This window comes from Cognataquiflexum nitidum, assembly GCF_022538055.1.
GTDB classification, from domain to species: Bacteria; Bacteroidota; Bacteroidia; order Cytophagales; family Cyclobacteriaceae; genus Cognataquiflexum; species Cognataquiflexum nitidum.
Map to the genome: position 1 here is coordinate 1 of NZ_JAKZAM010000038.1, position 14505 is coordinate 14505.

The 14505-nt window shown below is 39.9% G+C and carries 15 protein-coding genes and 1 tRNA gene; 9 read left to right on the forward strand and 7 right to left on the reverse strand.

Annotation, left to right across the window (positions count from 1 at the left end; genetic code table 11):
• Positions 1-63: 63 nt before the first annotated feature.
• The gene (locus MMU07_RS19275; RefSeq protein ID WP_241128243.1) at positions 64-1179 is read right to left on the reverse strand and encodes a DUF4221 family protein; all 1116 of its coding nucleotides are present in this window, start codon (positions 1177-1179) and stop codon (positions 64-66) included.
• Positions 1180-1550: 371 nt separating this feature from the next.
• The gene (locus tag MMU07_RS19280; RefSeq protein ID WP_241128244.1) at positions 1551-2909 is read right to left on the reverse strand and encodes a DEAD/DEAH box helicase; all 1359 of its coding nucleotides are present in this window, start codon (positions 2907-2909) and stop codon (positions 1551-1553) included.
• Between the two features lie 131 nt (positions 2910-3040).
• Between MMU07_RS19280 and MMU07_RS19285 the strand changes: the two genes are divergently transcribed.
• The 9 genes from MMU07_RS19285 to MMU07_RS19325 all read left to right on the forward strand — a co-directional run bounded on the left by MMU07_RS19285 (position 3041) and on the right by MMU07_RS19325 (position 10617).
• A complete protein-coding gene (locus MMU07_RS19285) occupies positions 3041-4384 on the forward strand; it encodes a dihydroorotase (RefSeq protein ID WP_241128245.1) in 1344 nt (447 codons plus the stop codon).
• Between the two features lie 77 nt (positions 4385-4461).
• Positions 4462-4537, forward strand: a tRNA-His gene (locus MMU07_RS19290).
• 101 nt (positions 4538-4638) lie between these two features.
• Complete coding sequence (locus MMU07_RS19295) at positions 4639-4779, forward strand: hypothetical protein (protein ID WP_241128246.1); 141 nt, start codon at positions 4639-4641, stop codon at positions 4777-4779.
• Between the two features lie 109 nt (positions 4780-4888).
• Entirely contained in the window at positions 4889-6805 is a 1917-nt protein-coding gene (locus MMU07_RS19300) for an amylo-alpha-1,6-glucosidase (protein WP_241128247.1), read from the forward strand.
• A gap of 9 nt (positions 6806-6814) precedes the next feature.
• A complete protein-coding gene (locus tag MMU07_RS19305) occupies positions 6815-8095 on the forward strand; it encodes a glycosyltransferase family 4 protein (protein WP_241128248.1) in 1281 nt (426 codons plus the stop codon).
• Positions 8096-8097: 2 nt separating this feature from the next.
• On the forward strand, positions 8098-9312 hold the full coding sequence (locus MMU07_RS19310) for a glycoside hydrolase family 57 protein (protein ID WP_241128249.1): 1215 nt from the start codon (positions 8098-8100) through the stop codon (positions 9310-9312).
• A gap of 72 nt (positions 9313-9384) precedes the next feature.
• A complete protein-coding gene (locus MMU07_RS19315; RefSeq protein WP_241128250.1) occupies positions 9385-9894 on the forward strand; it encodes a RidA family protein in 510 nt (169 codons plus the stop codon).
• Positions 9891-10349, forward strand: a complete 459-nt coding sequence (locus MMU07_RS19320; RefSeq protein WP_241128251.1) for a hypothetical protein — start codon at positions 9891-9893, stop codon at positions 10347-10349. The genes MMU07_RS19315 and MMU07_RS19320 overlap by 4 nt, the downstream gene beginning before the upstream one ends.
• Positions 10339-10617: a hypothetical protein gene (locus MMU07_RS19325; protein WP_241128252.1), complete on the forward strand. Its 279-nt coding sequence runs from the start codon at positions 10339-10341 to the stop codon at positions 10615-10617. Before MMU07_RS19320 ends, MMU07_RS19325 begins: the two co-directional genes overlap by 11 nt.
• Positions 10618-10622: 5 nt before the next feature.
• On the opposite strand, the gene MMU07_RS19330 is transcribed toward MMU07_RS19325, so the two are convergent.
• The 5 genes from MMU07_RS19330 to MMU07_RS19350 form a co-directional block, all read right to left on the reverse strand.
• Positions 10623-11303 carry a DUF2461 domain-containing protein gene (locus MMU07_RS19330; RefSeq protein WP_241128253.1) on the reverse strand — a complete coding sequence of 227 codons (681 nt, stop codon included), beginning with the start codon at positions 11301-11303 and terminating at the stop codon, positions 10623-10625.
• Between the two features lie 241 nt (positions 11304-11544).
• Positions 11545-12156: an alpha/beta hydrolase gene (locus tag MMU07_RS19335; RefSeq protein ID WP_241128254.1), complete on the reverse strand. Its 612-nt coding sequence runs from the start codon at positions 12154-12156 to the stop codon at positions 11545-11547.
• Positions 12149-13099, reverse strand: a complete 951-nt coding sequence (locus MMU07_RS19340; protein WP_241128255.1) for a ring-cleaving dioxygenase — start codon at positions 13097-13099, stop codon at positions 12149-12151. The genes MMU07_RS19335 and MMU07_RS19340 overlap by 8 nt, the downstream gene beginning before the upstream one ends.
• 246 nt (positions 13100-13345) lie before the next feature.
• Positions 13346-13873, reverse strand: coding sequence for a YceI family protein (locus MMU07_RS19345; RefSeq protein ID WP_241128256.1), 528 nt, complete (start codon positions 13871-13873; stop codon positions 13346-13348).
• A 139-nt stretch (positions 13874-14012) separates the two neighbouring features.
• Positions 14013-14462, reverse strand: coding sequence for a MarR family winged helix-turn-helix transcriptional regulator (locus tag MMU07_RS19350; RefSeq protein WP_241128257.1), 450 nt, complete (start codon positions 14460-14462; stop codon positions 14013-14015).
• Between the last annotated feature and the right edge of the window lie 43 nt (positions 14463-14505).

Consider the following 14505-nt stretch of genomic DNA (forward strand, 5'->3'; position numbering starts at 1 on the left):
GATTATCATTAAAAACTCCCAAAAATGAAGCAAAATGAATATTCTTATTAAATCAAAAATTATTTAGGACAGCATTGAAAATTTATATAAATGAAAACTTAAAAAATCATCTGACAGATTTGGATTTTTGGGATGGGCAACATTTATATACAATCCATTTTCATTAACAAAAAAATTATTTATCTGATACTTATAATCAGGGAGTAGAATCTCACTTATAAATTTAAAGTTTTGATCAAATACTTCCACAGAAAGTTGTTTATCTAAAAACCCTCTTTCAATGTTTTTGACTGATGGTTTATTCCATTTAAATCTATAAACTAAATTCCTCCATTTATCAGGCATGACTGATAAAAAATGTGTATTTTCAATCGCATGGGTATCAAACTCGTCGGAAGTGGAGTTAATATTTAATAGGTTAATTTGGCTTGGATTTTCTTCTGAATTCCCTGAAAATCCTTTTATTTTACCATTTTTTGGATTACATAAAAAAATGGCTGATTGGTTTTGAAAATTATAAAGAATTTCCCCCTTCCAATAGTCAACAAATCCCAAATATGAGATAAAACCTGTAGTTTCTTCACTTGACAAAAAAATAGGGGCTTTTACAGGTAAAATAGTTAATTCCATAGTTTTCAGATTAAGTGATGCAATTTTTGGAGAACTTTCTTTATCATTAAATTGTGTTAAATAAAAAATTGTACTATGATTTTCTTGATTAAAATTCAATTTAAAATAAAAATTAAAATTTGGTTCGCCTAATTCTTCCACATCAAATAACTCATAGAGAGAAAAAGATTTAAATTTTTCCCCTTCTAAATTCATTAAGTGAAGGTAACCTCTTTCATAAATAAAAATTGAATCTCTATTATGGAAATAAAGTGATAATATTTCATTAATGCCATTTGGCCCCTCCCTTTCTAATTCTAATTCGCTAATAATCTGACCACTTTCTAAATTAAAAAAATTTAGAGAGTGGGTAAATCTATTGTAGGAAACGAATTTATTCCCATTATCTTCTTGGTAAGGATTGAATACTTGGTAGGAATTCAAATATCTTTTGGTAATTGGGATATTCAGACTCTCTACAGCATAATTTATTTTAAATTTTTTCTCTTCTTTATTTCGCTCGCATGAAAATAATAATAACGAAAAATAGAATATTAAATAATATTTCATTATTTCTAGAATAAATTTTTGAGACAATACAATGAGTTGATTTAATTTGAATAAACCAACTCATTTTAATTAACAAATTTGATCATTGCACAGATCCCGCACACATTCTAAATGTATCACAAGATTGGCTAGAGATATCACCTAACCCGCAACCTGTCATACCCATAGTATCCGGACACCATACCCTCGTACATTTAAAAACTTGACCGGCAACTCGAAATTCACATGCTGCATTTGTTTGCAAAGTAGTTCCTAAGCCGATGAAGAGGAACAAAGAGAATAAAATGGTTTTTTTCATTTTTTAAATAGTTTAAAATTTAAACGTAAAACAACTATATAAAAACTAAAATCAAAATATTATCTTATTTTTTTTATGATTTCTTCCACTTCGCCTGCGTCTTCATCTGGTTTCTGTTTCTTTTAGCTTTGGAGTTTTTGTTGCCGCGTTTCTTTTCGACTTTATTGGGATTGGCTTTGGGAATGGCTTTTTTCTCGTGAAAACCGCCTTTGAAATCGGGATTCATTTTCCTCTTCTGCCCATCGATTTCCCTTTCGTAAGCCTGTTTTTCTTCAAAAGGTGTTGGGACTGTATCAACCTCAACCGGAATCTGCACAGTCGGAACTTCCATGCGGATGATTTCTTCTATTTTCTCAAAATGATACTCTTCCGCAGGATTGACAAAAGTGATGGCAATTCCTTCGTTTTCTGCCCTTCCTGTCCTGCCGATGCGGTGTACATAATCTTCATAGATCAGGGGCACGTCAAAATTGACCACATGGCTGACCATACTGATATCAAGCCCTCTTGCTGCCACGTCTGTCGCCACCAAGATCCGCACATCCCCTGCTTTGAAATCCTCCATGGAGTTGATCCGAGTATTTTGTCCTTTGTTGGCATGGATGACACGCATAGACCCGAGTTTCTTTTTGTCCAGATAGCTATATACTAACTCGGCATTTTTCTTTGACTTGGTAAACACCATGATCCTTTTGACATCATGGGCCTCCAGGATATGGATCAAAAGATTGGTTTTGGTTTTGATATTGGGGATCAAATATTTGACCTGATGGATGGTCTCTGCGGTAGTAGCCTGAGGAGATACCTCTACACGCTCAGGAAATTCCAAAAACTCGTAAGAAAACTTCTCTACCTTTTGTCCAAAGGTGGCCGAAAAAAGGAGGTTTTGACGCTTGGTCGGAATGATCTCGAGTATGGACCTGATCTGTGGCATGAAACCCATGTCCAGCATTTTATCAGCCTCATCCAAGACCATGGTTTTGATCTCTTTGGTGACGATTTCACCTTTTCTATATAAATCCAAAAACCTTCCCGGTGTGGAAATGATAATATCCACGCCCTTTTGGAGCTTTTCGATCTGGGTTTTTGGCCCAAGGCCACCGTAAAGAGAGACGAACCTCAGGTCTGTATTTTTGCCAAAAACGATTACCGCCTCTTCGATTTGCATGACCAATTCACGGGTTGGCGCCAATATCAATGCCCTTGGAAGATTCCCTTGGGCATACTTGATTTTCATTAGGATGGGAAGGATATAGGCGGCTGTTTTGCCTGTTCCCGTTTGGGCGATACCCAATACATCATGTCCTGCAAGGGCCAATGGGATTGCCTTTTCCTGAATCGGCGTGGGCTTGGTATATCCGGCTTCCTTGACAGCATCGAGGAGCTGTTTATTTAATTTAAAATTTTCGAAACTTTGAAGGCTATCGGACATGTTTTGTATTTTTGAAAGGTAAGAAACACCGAGTATGAAATTTTTTGGCTTTTATCTCCCAGATGTAGGAAAATCAGCGGTTAAGAATTGGTGTTTCTTGGATCAAATTTCCCATCTCATAAAGAATATTCATGAAAAGTATTTTAATCACCGGTGCAAATATAGTGAATGAAGGCAAGATAACCCTCGCTGACATTTTGGTTAAGGAAGGAATGATCCATAGTATAGGCCCGGATCTGTCAGATTTTGAATCAGATATCCATATTGATGCATCCGGCAAATATGTTTTTCCCGGGCTGATCGATGATCAGGTGCACTTTAGAGAGCCGGGATTGACCCACAAAGCGGATATTTATACAGAAAGCAAATCCGCCGTAGCAGGTGGCGTCACCTCCTACATGGAAATGCCCAATACCGTCCCCCAAAGCACTACTATCCCTCTTCTGGAGGAAAAATTTACCATCGCCTCCCAAAAATCCCTTGCCAATTATTCCTTTTTTTTTGGTGCCACCAATGACAACATTGCAGAAATTCTCAAAGTCGACCCCGAAAATGTATGTGGCATCAAAGTGTTTCTGGGTTCCTCGACGGGAAATATGTTGGTAGACAATCCGGAAAGCCTGGAAAGAATATTTGCGGAGTGCAAATTGCTGATCGCCACCCACAGTGAAAACGATCTGATCATCAAAGCCAATCTGGAAAAGTACAAAACCGAATATGGTGAGGACATTCCGGTCAAATTTCATCCCAAAATCCGGACGGCTGAGGCCTGTTTTGATGCATCCAAGAAGGTGGTTGCATTGGCAAAGAAGTATGGCAGCAAACTCCATGTTCTTCATATCAGCACGGCCCAGGAAGTGGAGCTGTTTGACAATTCCATTCCTTTGGAACAAAAGCGCATCACTGCAGAGGCTTGTATCCACCATCTTTGGTTTTCGGAGGAAGATTATGAGAAAAAGGGAAATTTGATCAAATGGAACCCTGCAGTAAAGTCGGCCCAAGATCGGGAGAGAATCCTTCAAGGTGTATTGGAGGACAGGATAGACATCATTGCTACCGACCATGCCCCACATACCTTGGAAGAAAAATCGAGGACTTACAGCTCTGCACCCTCGGGAGGGCCATTGGTTCAGCATAGCCTTGTCGCCATGCTCGACCTCTACCATAATGGTAAAATCAAGCTTGAACAGATCGCCGAGAAAATGTGTCATAATGTTGCCATTCTTTTTGAAATTGACAAAAGAGGCTATATCCGTCCGGGATATCATGCGGATCTGGTGATCGCAGACTTGGACAGTCCCTGGAAAGTTGAAAAATCCAACATTCTTTCCAAATGCGGGTGGTCTCCATTTGAGGGTCATGTCTTCAAATCAAAAGTCACACACACAGTGGTTTCCGGACATTTGGCTTACGAAAACGGTATTTTTCATGAGGAAAAGAAAGGGGAGCGTCTAAAATTTTCAAGAAAATTTTGAGAAAGGTTATTGCTTTAGGAATCGCGAAATATTACCTTTGCAGTCCAATCTGATAAATGATCAGAATAAATTAAAATGGTGGTTGTAGCTCAGCTGGTTAGAGCGCTGGTTTGTGGATCCAGAGGTCGCCGGTTCGAACCCGGTCTTCCACCCTCAAACCCCTGTCTTGGACGGGGGTTTTATTTTTTATTGTTTTCAATGAACCCAAATGGCACAAATTTTGTATTAGTGGTTAAAATTAAATTTGGAAGGCAATGTTTACTTTATTCAAATCTTCACCGAGATTTCCGAAGGTCAATCCTGTAAATCTCAAATTTGTTCATCTTTACGTCATCAAGTTTGAGGAATCCCTCCGAAACTTTGAGGAACTGCAAAAAGAAGGGGCACTCTCTTAATTCAAGAATAATTCAAGGTTATGGAAACATAACCTTTATTTTTGTCCCAATTAATTTTTCTTTCGCATGCAAAAAAGTATTTTTATAAAAATCTCAAACTTTTGACCAGATGAGTTATATCCACTTTGACAAAACCCAATTAATTAACCTTAACTACTCACTTGACAGGGAAATAATTCGAACCAATAGAGGCGGATGTTATACCAGCACGACAATTATAGGGTGTAATACCAGGAAATATCATGGGTTATTGGTGGTTCCCCAACCGCAGATTGATGAGCAACTACACGTGATGTTGTCGACTGTTCACGAGACAGTCATTCAGAGGGGAGCAAGCTTTAATCTTGGTATTAGTAAGTATCCGGGAAATTATTCTCCAAGAGGTCATAAATATTTGGAGGACTTTGACACCGAACCTATTCCAAAACTCACCTATCGTGTGGGAGGTGTTTTACTTCAAAAAGAACTCATACTCGACACCAATAGGGATCGTGTGATGATCAAATACACCCTTTTGGAAGCCAATTCTCCTACAAAAATCAGAATCAGTCCTTTTTTGGCATTCCGTGGCTATCATAATCTTTCAAAGGAAAATGACAGGTTAAATAAAGAATTTGAAAAAGTGCCAAATGGGGTAAAATTTCAACTTTATCCTGAATACTCACCGCTTTACCTGCAGCTTTCCAAAAGAAATGAATATATCTCCAAACCGGAATGGTATTTCAATATTGAGTATATCATGGAAAGGGAAAGAGGATATGAATACCAGGAAGATTTGTTTGTTCCGGGGTGTTTTGAATTTGACATTGCCAAAGGTGAGTCCGTAATTTTTTCAGCAGGACTTACGGATGCTGACCCTAGTACACGCCAAAGGGCATTTGAAAAAGAGCTTGCAAGAAGGATTCCAAGAAACAATTTTGTCAATTGCCTCAAAAACTCAGCAGGGCAGTTTATTCAGAAAAGAGATGGCAAAACACACGTCATAGCAGGTTATCCATGGTTTGGATGGTGGGGAAGGGATACTTTCGTTTCGGCACCGGGCTTGGTTTTGACCCAGGGAGACAAAGAGACTTTTCTCGATATCATGGATACTATGGTTGCAGATCTTCATGGCCCTTTGTTTCCGAATGTGGGTAGCGGTGTGATGAGAAATCTTGCTTCGATGGATGCTCCACTTTGGTTCTTTTGGTCATTGCAACAGTTCATCAGGTTTACCGCTGACACTCAAACTGTCAAGAAAAAGTATCTTGAAAAGATGAAAGGCATTATTGACGGGTTTAGAAAAGGCACTGACTACAACATCCACATGCTTGATAACGGACTTGTGTATGGTGGACAGGAGGGTGTTGCCCTTACTTGGATGGATGCTGTAAATTCAGATGGGCCTGTCACCCCAAGAATCGGATGTCCGGTTGAGGTCAACGCTTTGTGGTATAATGCGCTATGTTTCTACCATGAATTGACCAATGACAATGAAATAAAAGATTTGGCCGAACAGGTTCAAAAATCCTTTACAGAGGTGTTTTGGGATGAGAAAAAAGGCTATTTAGCTGATTATGTCAGCGGGGAATATAAAGATTGGGCCATCAGACCAAATATGGTGATCGCTACTTCCATGCCATATTCTCCCTTAGAAGAAAGTCAGATGAAGAGTATTCTGGAGGTTGTCAAGTCAAAACTTCTTACTCCAAGAGGCTTGAGATCACTTGCACCTGATGACCCGGGATATAAAGGCTATTACCATGGGAATCAATATACCAGGGATATTGCATACCACAATGGAACGGTTTGGGCGTGGCTGTTGGGTCACTTTGTAGAGGGATACCTCAGGTTACATGGCAAAGCAGGTAAACATTTTGTAGAAAAAATAGTGCAGGCATTTGATGATGTCATGCCGCAATACGGTATAGGAACCGTCGCTGAGATTTACGATGGAGATCCTCCTCACAGACCAAAAGGTGCCATTTCTTCGGCATGGTCCATCGGTGAGTTATTGAGAATGATGTATATTTTAGAAAAAGTTTAAATCGGTTTTATGAAGGTATTAATGTTCGGTTGGGAATTTCCTCCACATATTTCCGGGGGCTTGGGCACAGCTTGTTATGGCTTGGTCAAAGGCTTAAACCATCATAACCAAGAGGTAATTTTTGTGGTGCCAAAATTATGGGGTGACGAAGAACCACTGGCGGATTTTGTCAATGCCAGCGACGTAGTCATTGATTACCGTGAAAGAAAATTCAAGAAAATCTGGAAAAACCTTACTTACCTTGAGGTAAGCAGTTTTCTTGTTCCCTATTTGGGACCTGAGGAATTTAAAAAGTATACCGACTTTACCATCCACGACCGAACAGATGTCGATGAAAGTGTTTTTTCAAATAAGTTTGAATTCAGTGGAAAATATGGAAAGGACCTGATGAAGGAAGTTTCAAGATATGCCCTTGTTGCAGCCCAAATCGCCAAATCCAAAGAACATGATGTCATCCACGCGCATGATTGGCTGGCATATCCGGCCGGAATTGCGGCCAAAGAAATCAGTGGAAAACCACTGATCGCACATATTCACGCTACAGAATTTGACAGATCAGGTGAATCGGTAAACAAACCTGTCTATGATATCGAAAGAGCGGGAATGCACGCAGCTGACCATGTTGTGGCAGTCAGCCACCTGACCCGAAAGATTGTAATCGATAAATACGGGGTACATCCTGACAAAGTCAGCGTACTCCACAATGCTGTATTGGATGCTAGCATAATTCATTCTGATACCCGGAAGCATGTCCCCGAAAAAATCGTCACCTTTTTGGGAAGGATTACATTCCAAAAAGGCCCTGAGTACTTTGTAGAAGCTGCCAAAAAAGTAATTGACAGAGACCCCAATGTGAGGTTTGTCATGGCAGGAAACGGAGATCTTCTCAACAGGATGGTGGAACGCGTTGCAGAATTGGGCATGGGTACCAAATTCCATTTTACAGGATTCCTAAAAGGAAAGGATGTAGATGATATGTATGCCATCAGTGATGTCTACGTCATGCCTTCAGTCTCCGAGCCTTTTGGAATTGCCCCGCTTGAAGCTGTGAGACATAATACTCCTGTCATCATCTCCAAACAATCAGGCGTAGCAGAGGTGCTGGTAAATGCCATCAAAGTGGATTTTTGGGATGTAGATGCCATGGCTGATGCCATTTTTGGTTTACTGCATTATGAAAGTATCTCGAAGATGTTCAAGGAACTTGGCAGTGAGGAATTGAAAAAGCTGAAGTGGGAGCATGTTGCAGCCAAACTAGTTAAAGTATACGAAAAGACCATAAAACAATAGCCATGAGAACAATCTGTTTTTACTTTCAGGTTCACCAGCCTCTAAGAATCAAGCCTTATCGCTTTTTTGATATCGGTGATGACCATTATTATTGGGACGATTACAGTAACAAAAGCATCATCCGGAAAGTCGCCCAAAAATGCTACCTCCCTATGAATGCCCTCTTGCTAGACCTTATCCACATGCATCAGGGCAGGTTCAAAGTGGCTTTTTCAATATCAGGCGTTTGCTTGGATCAGTTCGAAGCATTTGCACCTGACGTGCTGGAAAGTTTCAAAAAACTGGTGGCTACGGGGCATGTCGAAATCTTGAGCGAAACAGATGCACATGCATTGTGCTCTTTGAAAAGTAAGGATGAATTCAAGAGAATGGTCGGAAGGCATACAGAGAAAATAAAGAGACATTTCAGTGGCTACACCCCAAAGGTTTTTAGAAATACAGAATTGATATATTCTGACAAAATCGGGGGAATGGTAGCAGAAATGGGATATGAAGGCATACTGACCGAAGGTGCCAAGCATATTTTGGGATGGAAGAGCCCAAACTTTGTTTACCAAAACGCAATCGAACCTAACCTGAAGATTCTTCTCAAAAACTTCCAACTCAGCGATGACATCGCTTTCAGGTTCAGCAACAAGACCTGGGCCGATTATCCCTTGACCACTGAGAAGTTTGTCACTTGGCTCAATGCCGTCCCAAAGGAGCAGGAAGTGATCAACCTTTTTATGGACTATGAAACATTCGGTGAACACCAATGGGCAGAAACCGGGATTTTTGAATTCATGAAAGCCCTTCCAAGTGCAGTATTCAGGTATACCGACTTCAACTTCTCTACACCATCTGAGGTGGTTAAAAACGGAACTCCGGTGGCCAAGATCAATGTACCGACTCCAATCTCTTGGGCGGATGAGGAAAGGGATTTGACGGCCTGGTTAGGAAACGACCTCCAAAATGAGGCTTTTTCCAAGCTCTATGAAATGGAAAGCAGAGTCAAAAACATCGAAGATGAAGAAATCCAAAGGGATTGGAATTACCTTCAGACCTCCGATCATTTCTATTACATGTGTACCAAATTCTTTTCTGATGGCCATGTCCACTCCTATTTCAGTCATTATGACACACCATACGATGCATTTATCAACTACATGAATGTATTGAGCGATTTCATCCTTCGTGTCAAAATGAAAGAGAATGAATTGGCAGAAGCTGAAGAATAGACTACATTTTGAATCAATAATAAGAGGCTTGGTAAAACAAGCCTTTTTAATTCCTGAAAACCCCGACAAAAGATGAAAAGAATAATTTTCCTATTACCCATGTTTGCTTTCCTTGGTTCCTGCATGGTCACTACAGAGAAAAAAGAAGTTTCCGAAGAAAAAGAGGAATTTATCGTCCGATACGATCGGCCTGATGCCTCCATTCTAAGGGGGGTGTATATTCCAAAAGGCGCAGAATATTTCTATACATCGGGCTTGGTCGCTCCTGTAAAGGATGAAAATGCTGTTCCGGGCACTTACGCAAGGTATGGTAATTCCTACGAGCAAAGTATCGGGATTTTGGAAAGGATAAAAGAAACCATCGGAGAAGGTGGGTTTACTCTTGAAGACGTGGTCTTTCTACGGGTCTATCTTGCACCTGATAAGGATGGGAAAATTGATTGGGAAGCATGGTTCAAGGCATATGGGGAATATTTCAATAATCAAACCAACCCAAACAAAGTCGCAAGATCGACAATAGCGGTTCATTCCCTCGCCAATCCTGAATTGTTGATTGAAATTGAAGCCGTTGCAGCAAAATGAAAAAATTCAGTCCGATCTCTTTTCTTCTAATTTCCTTGTTTGTCAGTTCATGCGCCTGCGATGGAGAGACAATGGTCAAAGGTATGATGTGGGGATTTAGCAAAATCGCCGGAGAAGGCTACCTCCCTTCAGCAGAAATCATGGCTTTGGGGGAATTTGAAAGTGTAGAAGTCAATGTATCCCAAGAGTACACGGATGGCGAAAACCAAGGTACAATAGAACTCAGGTTATTCAACGGAAAAAGTCCCGAGATGAGAATGAGTGAAGAAAATGTGGCCAGAAAATGCGCTGAATTGTATTCTCAAGGATATTCAAAAATCGAAGATTATAAAACCATTAAGGTCTCCTTTATTCAAACCGATCCTTTCAACGCTGAAAACTACGCGATAAGCGAATATACTTTTGAAGTAAATGATTTATTAACCTCCACAAACCCTGAAGAAAATGGAATTTGACTACAATGCAGAATTTAAGCACCCAACCGTAAAAGCAAGCGATTGGTTTTTGACCATATTAATTGCCAATATTCCTGTTGTAGGATTTATCATGCTCATCGTGTGGGCTGTGGACAAAACAGGAAACCCCAACAAAGCCAATTGGGCCAAAGCCAAACTGATTTGGTATGCTATTGGTTTCGGATTGATGATCCTGTTGTTGCTGATGATTGGATTTGGAACGGTCTCAGGAGTTTTTGATGAAATCGACTGGAACGATTTCCAGTAAATCCATCACATCAACCCGTCTCCGCTATCAGAATCATCTATTGCGCGGGAAAGAAAATCATGGAATGGCTTCATCAATTTGAAGCCTTCCACTGCTTTTTTCTTAAAGCTTCCGGTGGAAATTTCCACATCGGAAATCGGATTGGATACTATAAAACTCTTTTGCTTGAGCAATTCAATGTAGGGGTGATCCATTTCATAACCCTTTGGCATATTCTTGAGTTTGTCACCTTCCAATCCTGAAAAAGTCTTTTTGAACTTCGGTTCGTTCAAAATGGCTTCCAATTCCTTTCCGGAATAGTCAATTTCCTGCCTTATTTTTTTCAGACTTTCGGATTCCGGCATCCATATTCCACCTGCCAAAAAGCTATTGCCCGGCTGTACATGAACATAGTATCCCGGGCCTGGGGATTTCTTTCCCCCTACAGAGAAATATGCAGCAAAATTGGTTTTGTATGGGTCCTTGTTTGCTGAAAAGCGGACATCCCTGTTTTGTCTAAAAACACAGTCTTTTGCTTTGAAAGAAGATAAGGCCGGTTCCCAAGCAGAAACTTCCGCGAGCATTTTGCCCACGTCATTCAAAAATTCCTCCTTGACAGCAAGGTACCACGTTTTGTTCTCATCCATCCATGATTTATGGTTGCTTTGAGAAAGTGCTTCGAGAAATTTCAAGTATTGATTGGCCATGGTCAAATATAAATAACAACAAGAAAACAAGTCATAAGTTTTTTTCAAATGATGATTCTATATCGTTTTGAAAAGTGGTTGGGTATTGAAAAACTTCCAAAACAGGATCAAAACCAAAAAAAATTCAAAGATCCAATCAGAACTTTGGAAAAGGTCATCGGGTCGTCCATAACAAAAAAAATGACTTTGGATCATGAAAAAAGCCTGACTTTACGATCAGGCTTTTTTCTATTTATTTCAATTATTTCAACATATTCCTATTGATCCATTCGATCTCCTCTTGGCGGATCGTATGCTGCGTATCAGGAAAAATCAAGGTTTTCACTTCCGCACCTAGATTTTTTATCAATTCTGCTGAAGCCTCAATCCTGCTTAATGGAACATGCATGTCCTTGTGACTTGATCCGATAAAAACAGGAGTTCCGAGAAAATCACCTTTGTACTTGGTGGGATTTAATTTTTCTCCAATCAACCCTCCGGTAAATGCCATCACTCCTCCGTACTTTTTGGCGTTTTGAGAGGTATATTCCAATGAAAGACAAGCCCCCTGAGAAAATCCGATAAAATAGATTTGATCCGATTGGAATCCTTTGTCTAAGAGATTTTGAACAACCTTATTGATTATCTCAACAGAATTTGAAAAGGCAGGTTCATTATTGGCATCCGGTGCCATAAAGCTGTAAGGATACCAAGAACCACCCTGAGCTTGCGGTGCCAATAGTGCAAATTCATCCAAGTTCAGGTATTGACTTAAACTCAATATGCTTGCGGAAGTCGCGCCTCTGCCATGAATCATGATCGCAACTTTGGTTGCTTCTTCGATCGATTTTCCGGAATGTATCAACTCAGGCATATTTTTCAATATTTAGTTCAACTTTGGCTAGCCGTGCTTCTAACTTTGCCCTTTGAGGCTCAATCCATTGAGGGAGTTTTAACAATTCTCCCAAATGTGCTTCATCTTCATCGATGGCAAATCCCGGTTCATCGGTTGCGATTTCGAACAACACTCCGCCAGGTTCGCGGAAATAGATGGAATTGAAATAATTCCGATCCTTTACTTCTGTGACATGATAGCCATTACTTAGCAATATTTGTTGTATCTCCTGTTGGCTTGCAACATTGGCAGTCCTAAAAGCGATGTGGTGGACAGTTCCGGCGCTTTGCATCCCCTGTCTCCCATTTGGATCAATGACGATGTCCACAATATCACCCGGTTCACCTTTGGTTCCATATCGAAACCTACCATTCTCCTCCTCGATAAACCTGTAATCCATGAATTGGGTGAGCAAGTTTGCTGTCAATTCTTTTGCTTTGAGGTTCAATGTAGCTCCGTAAAATCCCTTAATCGAAAATTCCAATGGGATAGAACCGTAAGACCAACCCTTTCGGCTGTCTTTGTCAGTAGCAATGAGCTCGATACCCATGCCGTCATGGTCTTCAAATCGGATCCATTTTTCACCAAATCTTGACAAAGGAGTAGATATGGGAATATTGAATTTGGTCAGCCTTTCCATCCAAAAACCCAAAGAATCCATAGGAATTGAAAAGGCGGTATAGGTCAATTCACCAGTCCCTTTTGTTCCTTTTCTTGCTCCCTCAAACGGGAATGTGGTGAATACCGTCCCGGGGGCGCCCGATTCATCTCCAAAATAGAAATGATAGACATCAGGCGCATCAAAATTGATGGTCTTCTTCACCAGCCTCAAACCCAAAATACCTGTATAGAAATCCAGGTTTTTTTGTGGATTACCTGCAATTGCGGTGATATGGTGTATTCCGGTGATTAAAGGAGACATAGTGTTTGGGGTTTTTGGTTGAATTATTTGGTTATTTGGTTAATGGTTATTAGGAATCATGGATATACGCTTCTTTGCCAGTAACCTTATATTCTGCTTCAGTGGGGACAGAAGACCGAAGTAGGAAGACCGATGTACCCGGCATTTCAGTCCGAAGACAGGAATTTAAATGGATATCCATTTTACTGGCATAATTGCGTAAATACATTTTAGGAATAACTCAATAACCATTAACCATTTTCAAAATTACTGTTTTACAATCTGAATGTTGGCCAAAATTCTGACTTGGTCACTGACGACAATGCTACCTGCTTCTGTCACGGCATTCCAAGTCAATCCGAATTCCTTTCTGCTGATTTTTCCTTCCAACTCAAAACCTGCTTTCGTTTGTCCATATGGATCCTGCACTACACCGCCAAAGTCCGCGGTCAATTCTACTGTCTTGGTAATGTCTTTGATCGTCAACTCACCAATAAGTGAATTTCCTTCCAAAATACCTGAGAAAGTCATTTTTGGATATTTCTCAGCATCAAAAAAATCAGCTGATTTCAGGTGGTTGTCTCTGTCAGATTGGTTGGTGTCAATACTTGCGATGTGGGCTGCAAAAGAAATCTCTGCTCCCTGAAAATCATCTGACGAACTTTCTGCTCCCCCTTCAAATGAGTTGAAATTACCTGTCACAGTAGAAATCACTAGGTGTTTCACTTTGAATGATACTTCTGAATGTGTTGGGTCAATAGCCCATTTGGTTGTTTTTTCTGTTGCGGTACTCATTGTTTTATTGGTTTAATTTATTTGTTGATAAAGATTTGTTTCAGCTGACCCCTTATTTCAACCCAAAGTCAAAATAAAAGTTATTATAAAGAGTTGATACATTAAATGTATAGACATTTTTATAGGTAATTTTTTTTCCCTAGCCTCGGAGCTTATCAAGCAGAAAATTCAATTGACTGACTTCCTCATTGTCTAATTTTATCAGGCGAATATTTTGATTCAGAATCTCCGTTTGAAGTTGGTTGAGCAATTGAAGACCCTTTTCAGTAATCATGATATCAACCTGCCTTCTGTCTACGGGACATTCTTCCCTAAGTACTAGCCCCTTTTGCTTCAACTTTTCCACCAGACGGGATGCATTTGACATTTTATTCAGCATTCTATCTTGTATCGAAGAAACTGTAATGGGGTTTCCATTTTGACCTCTTAGAATTCTCAGCACATTGTATTGCTCAGGAGAAAGGCCAAAAGGCTTAAAGAGACTGTTCTGCTTTGTGACAATATAACTTTGCGTAAAAAGAATATTGACTACGGCTTTGTTGTAGTCATCTTTAAATTCCTTCTGCTGTATTTCGTCTTCCAATCTCATATTTATAAAATGTTTTTGTATTAAATGTATATACATGCAAATG

What these genes read in the sequence shown, in the direction of transcription:
- MMU07_RS19300 (WP_241128247.1), top strand. Translation starts at nt 4,889, where the DNA reads ATGAGTTATATCCACTTTGACAAAACCCAATTAATTAACCTTAACTAC.
- MMU07_RS19275 (WP_241128243.1), bottom strand. Translation starts at nt 1,179, where the DNA reads ATGAAATATTATTTAATATTCTATTTTTCGTTATTATTATTTTCATGC.
- MMU07_RS19340 (WP_241128255.1), bottom strand. Translation starts at nt 13,099, where the DNA reads ATGTCTCCTTTAATCACCGGAATACACCATATCACCGCAATTGCAGGT.
- MMU07_RS19345 (WP_241128256.1), bottom strand. Translation starts at nt 13,873, where the DNA reads ATGAGTACCGCAACAGAAAAAACAACCAAATGGGCTATTGACCCAACA.
- MMU07_RS19305 (WP_241128248.1), top strand. Translation starts at nt 6,815, where the DNA reads ATGAAGGTATTAATGTTCGGTTGGGAATTTCCTCCACATATTTCCGGG.
- MMU07_RS19315 (WP_241128250.1), top strand. Translation starts at nt 9,385, where the DNA reads ATGAAAAGAATAATTTTCCTATTACCCATGTTTGCTTTCCTTGGTTCC.
- MMU07_RS19285 (WP_241128245.1), top strand. Translation starts at nt 3,041, where the DNA reads ATGAAAAGTATTTTAATCACCGGTGCAAATATAGTGAATGAAGGCAAG.
- MMU07_RS19350 (WP_241128257.1), bottom strand. Translation starts at nt 14,462, where the DNA reads ATGAGATTGGAAGACGAAATACAGCAGAAGGAATTTAAAGATGACTAC.
- MMU07_RS19310 (WP_241128249.1), top strand. Translation starts at nt 8,098, where the DNA reads ATGAGAACAATCTGTTTTTACTTTCAGGTTCACCAGCCTCTAAGAATC.
- MMU07_RS19280 (WP_241128244.1), bottom strand. Translation starts at nt 2,909, where the DNA reads ATGTCCGATAGCCTTCAAAGTTTCGAAAATTTTAAATTAAATAAACAG.
- MMU07_RS19295 (WP_241128246.1), top strand. Translation starts at nt 4,639, where the DNA reads ATGTTTACTTTATTCAAATCTTCACCGAGATTTCCGAAGGTCAATCCT.
- MMU07_RS19330 (WP_241128253.1), bottom strand. Translation starts at nt 11,303, where the DNA reads ATGGCCAATCAATACTTGAAATTTCTCGAAGCACTTTCTCAAAGCAAC.
- MMU07_RS19320 (WP_241128251.1), top strand. Translation starts at nt 9,891, where the DNA reads ATGAAAAAATTCAGTCCGATCTCTTTTCTTCTAATTTCCTTGTTTGTC.
- MMU07_RS19325 (WP_241128252.1), top strand. Translation starts at nt 10,339, where the DNA reads ATGGAATTTGACTACAATGCAGAATTTAAGCACCCAACCGTAAAAGCA.
- MMU07_RS19335 (WP_241128254.1), bottom strand. Translation starts at nt 12,156, where the DNA reads ATGCCTGAGTTGATACATTCCGGAAAATCGATCGAAGAAGCAACCAAA.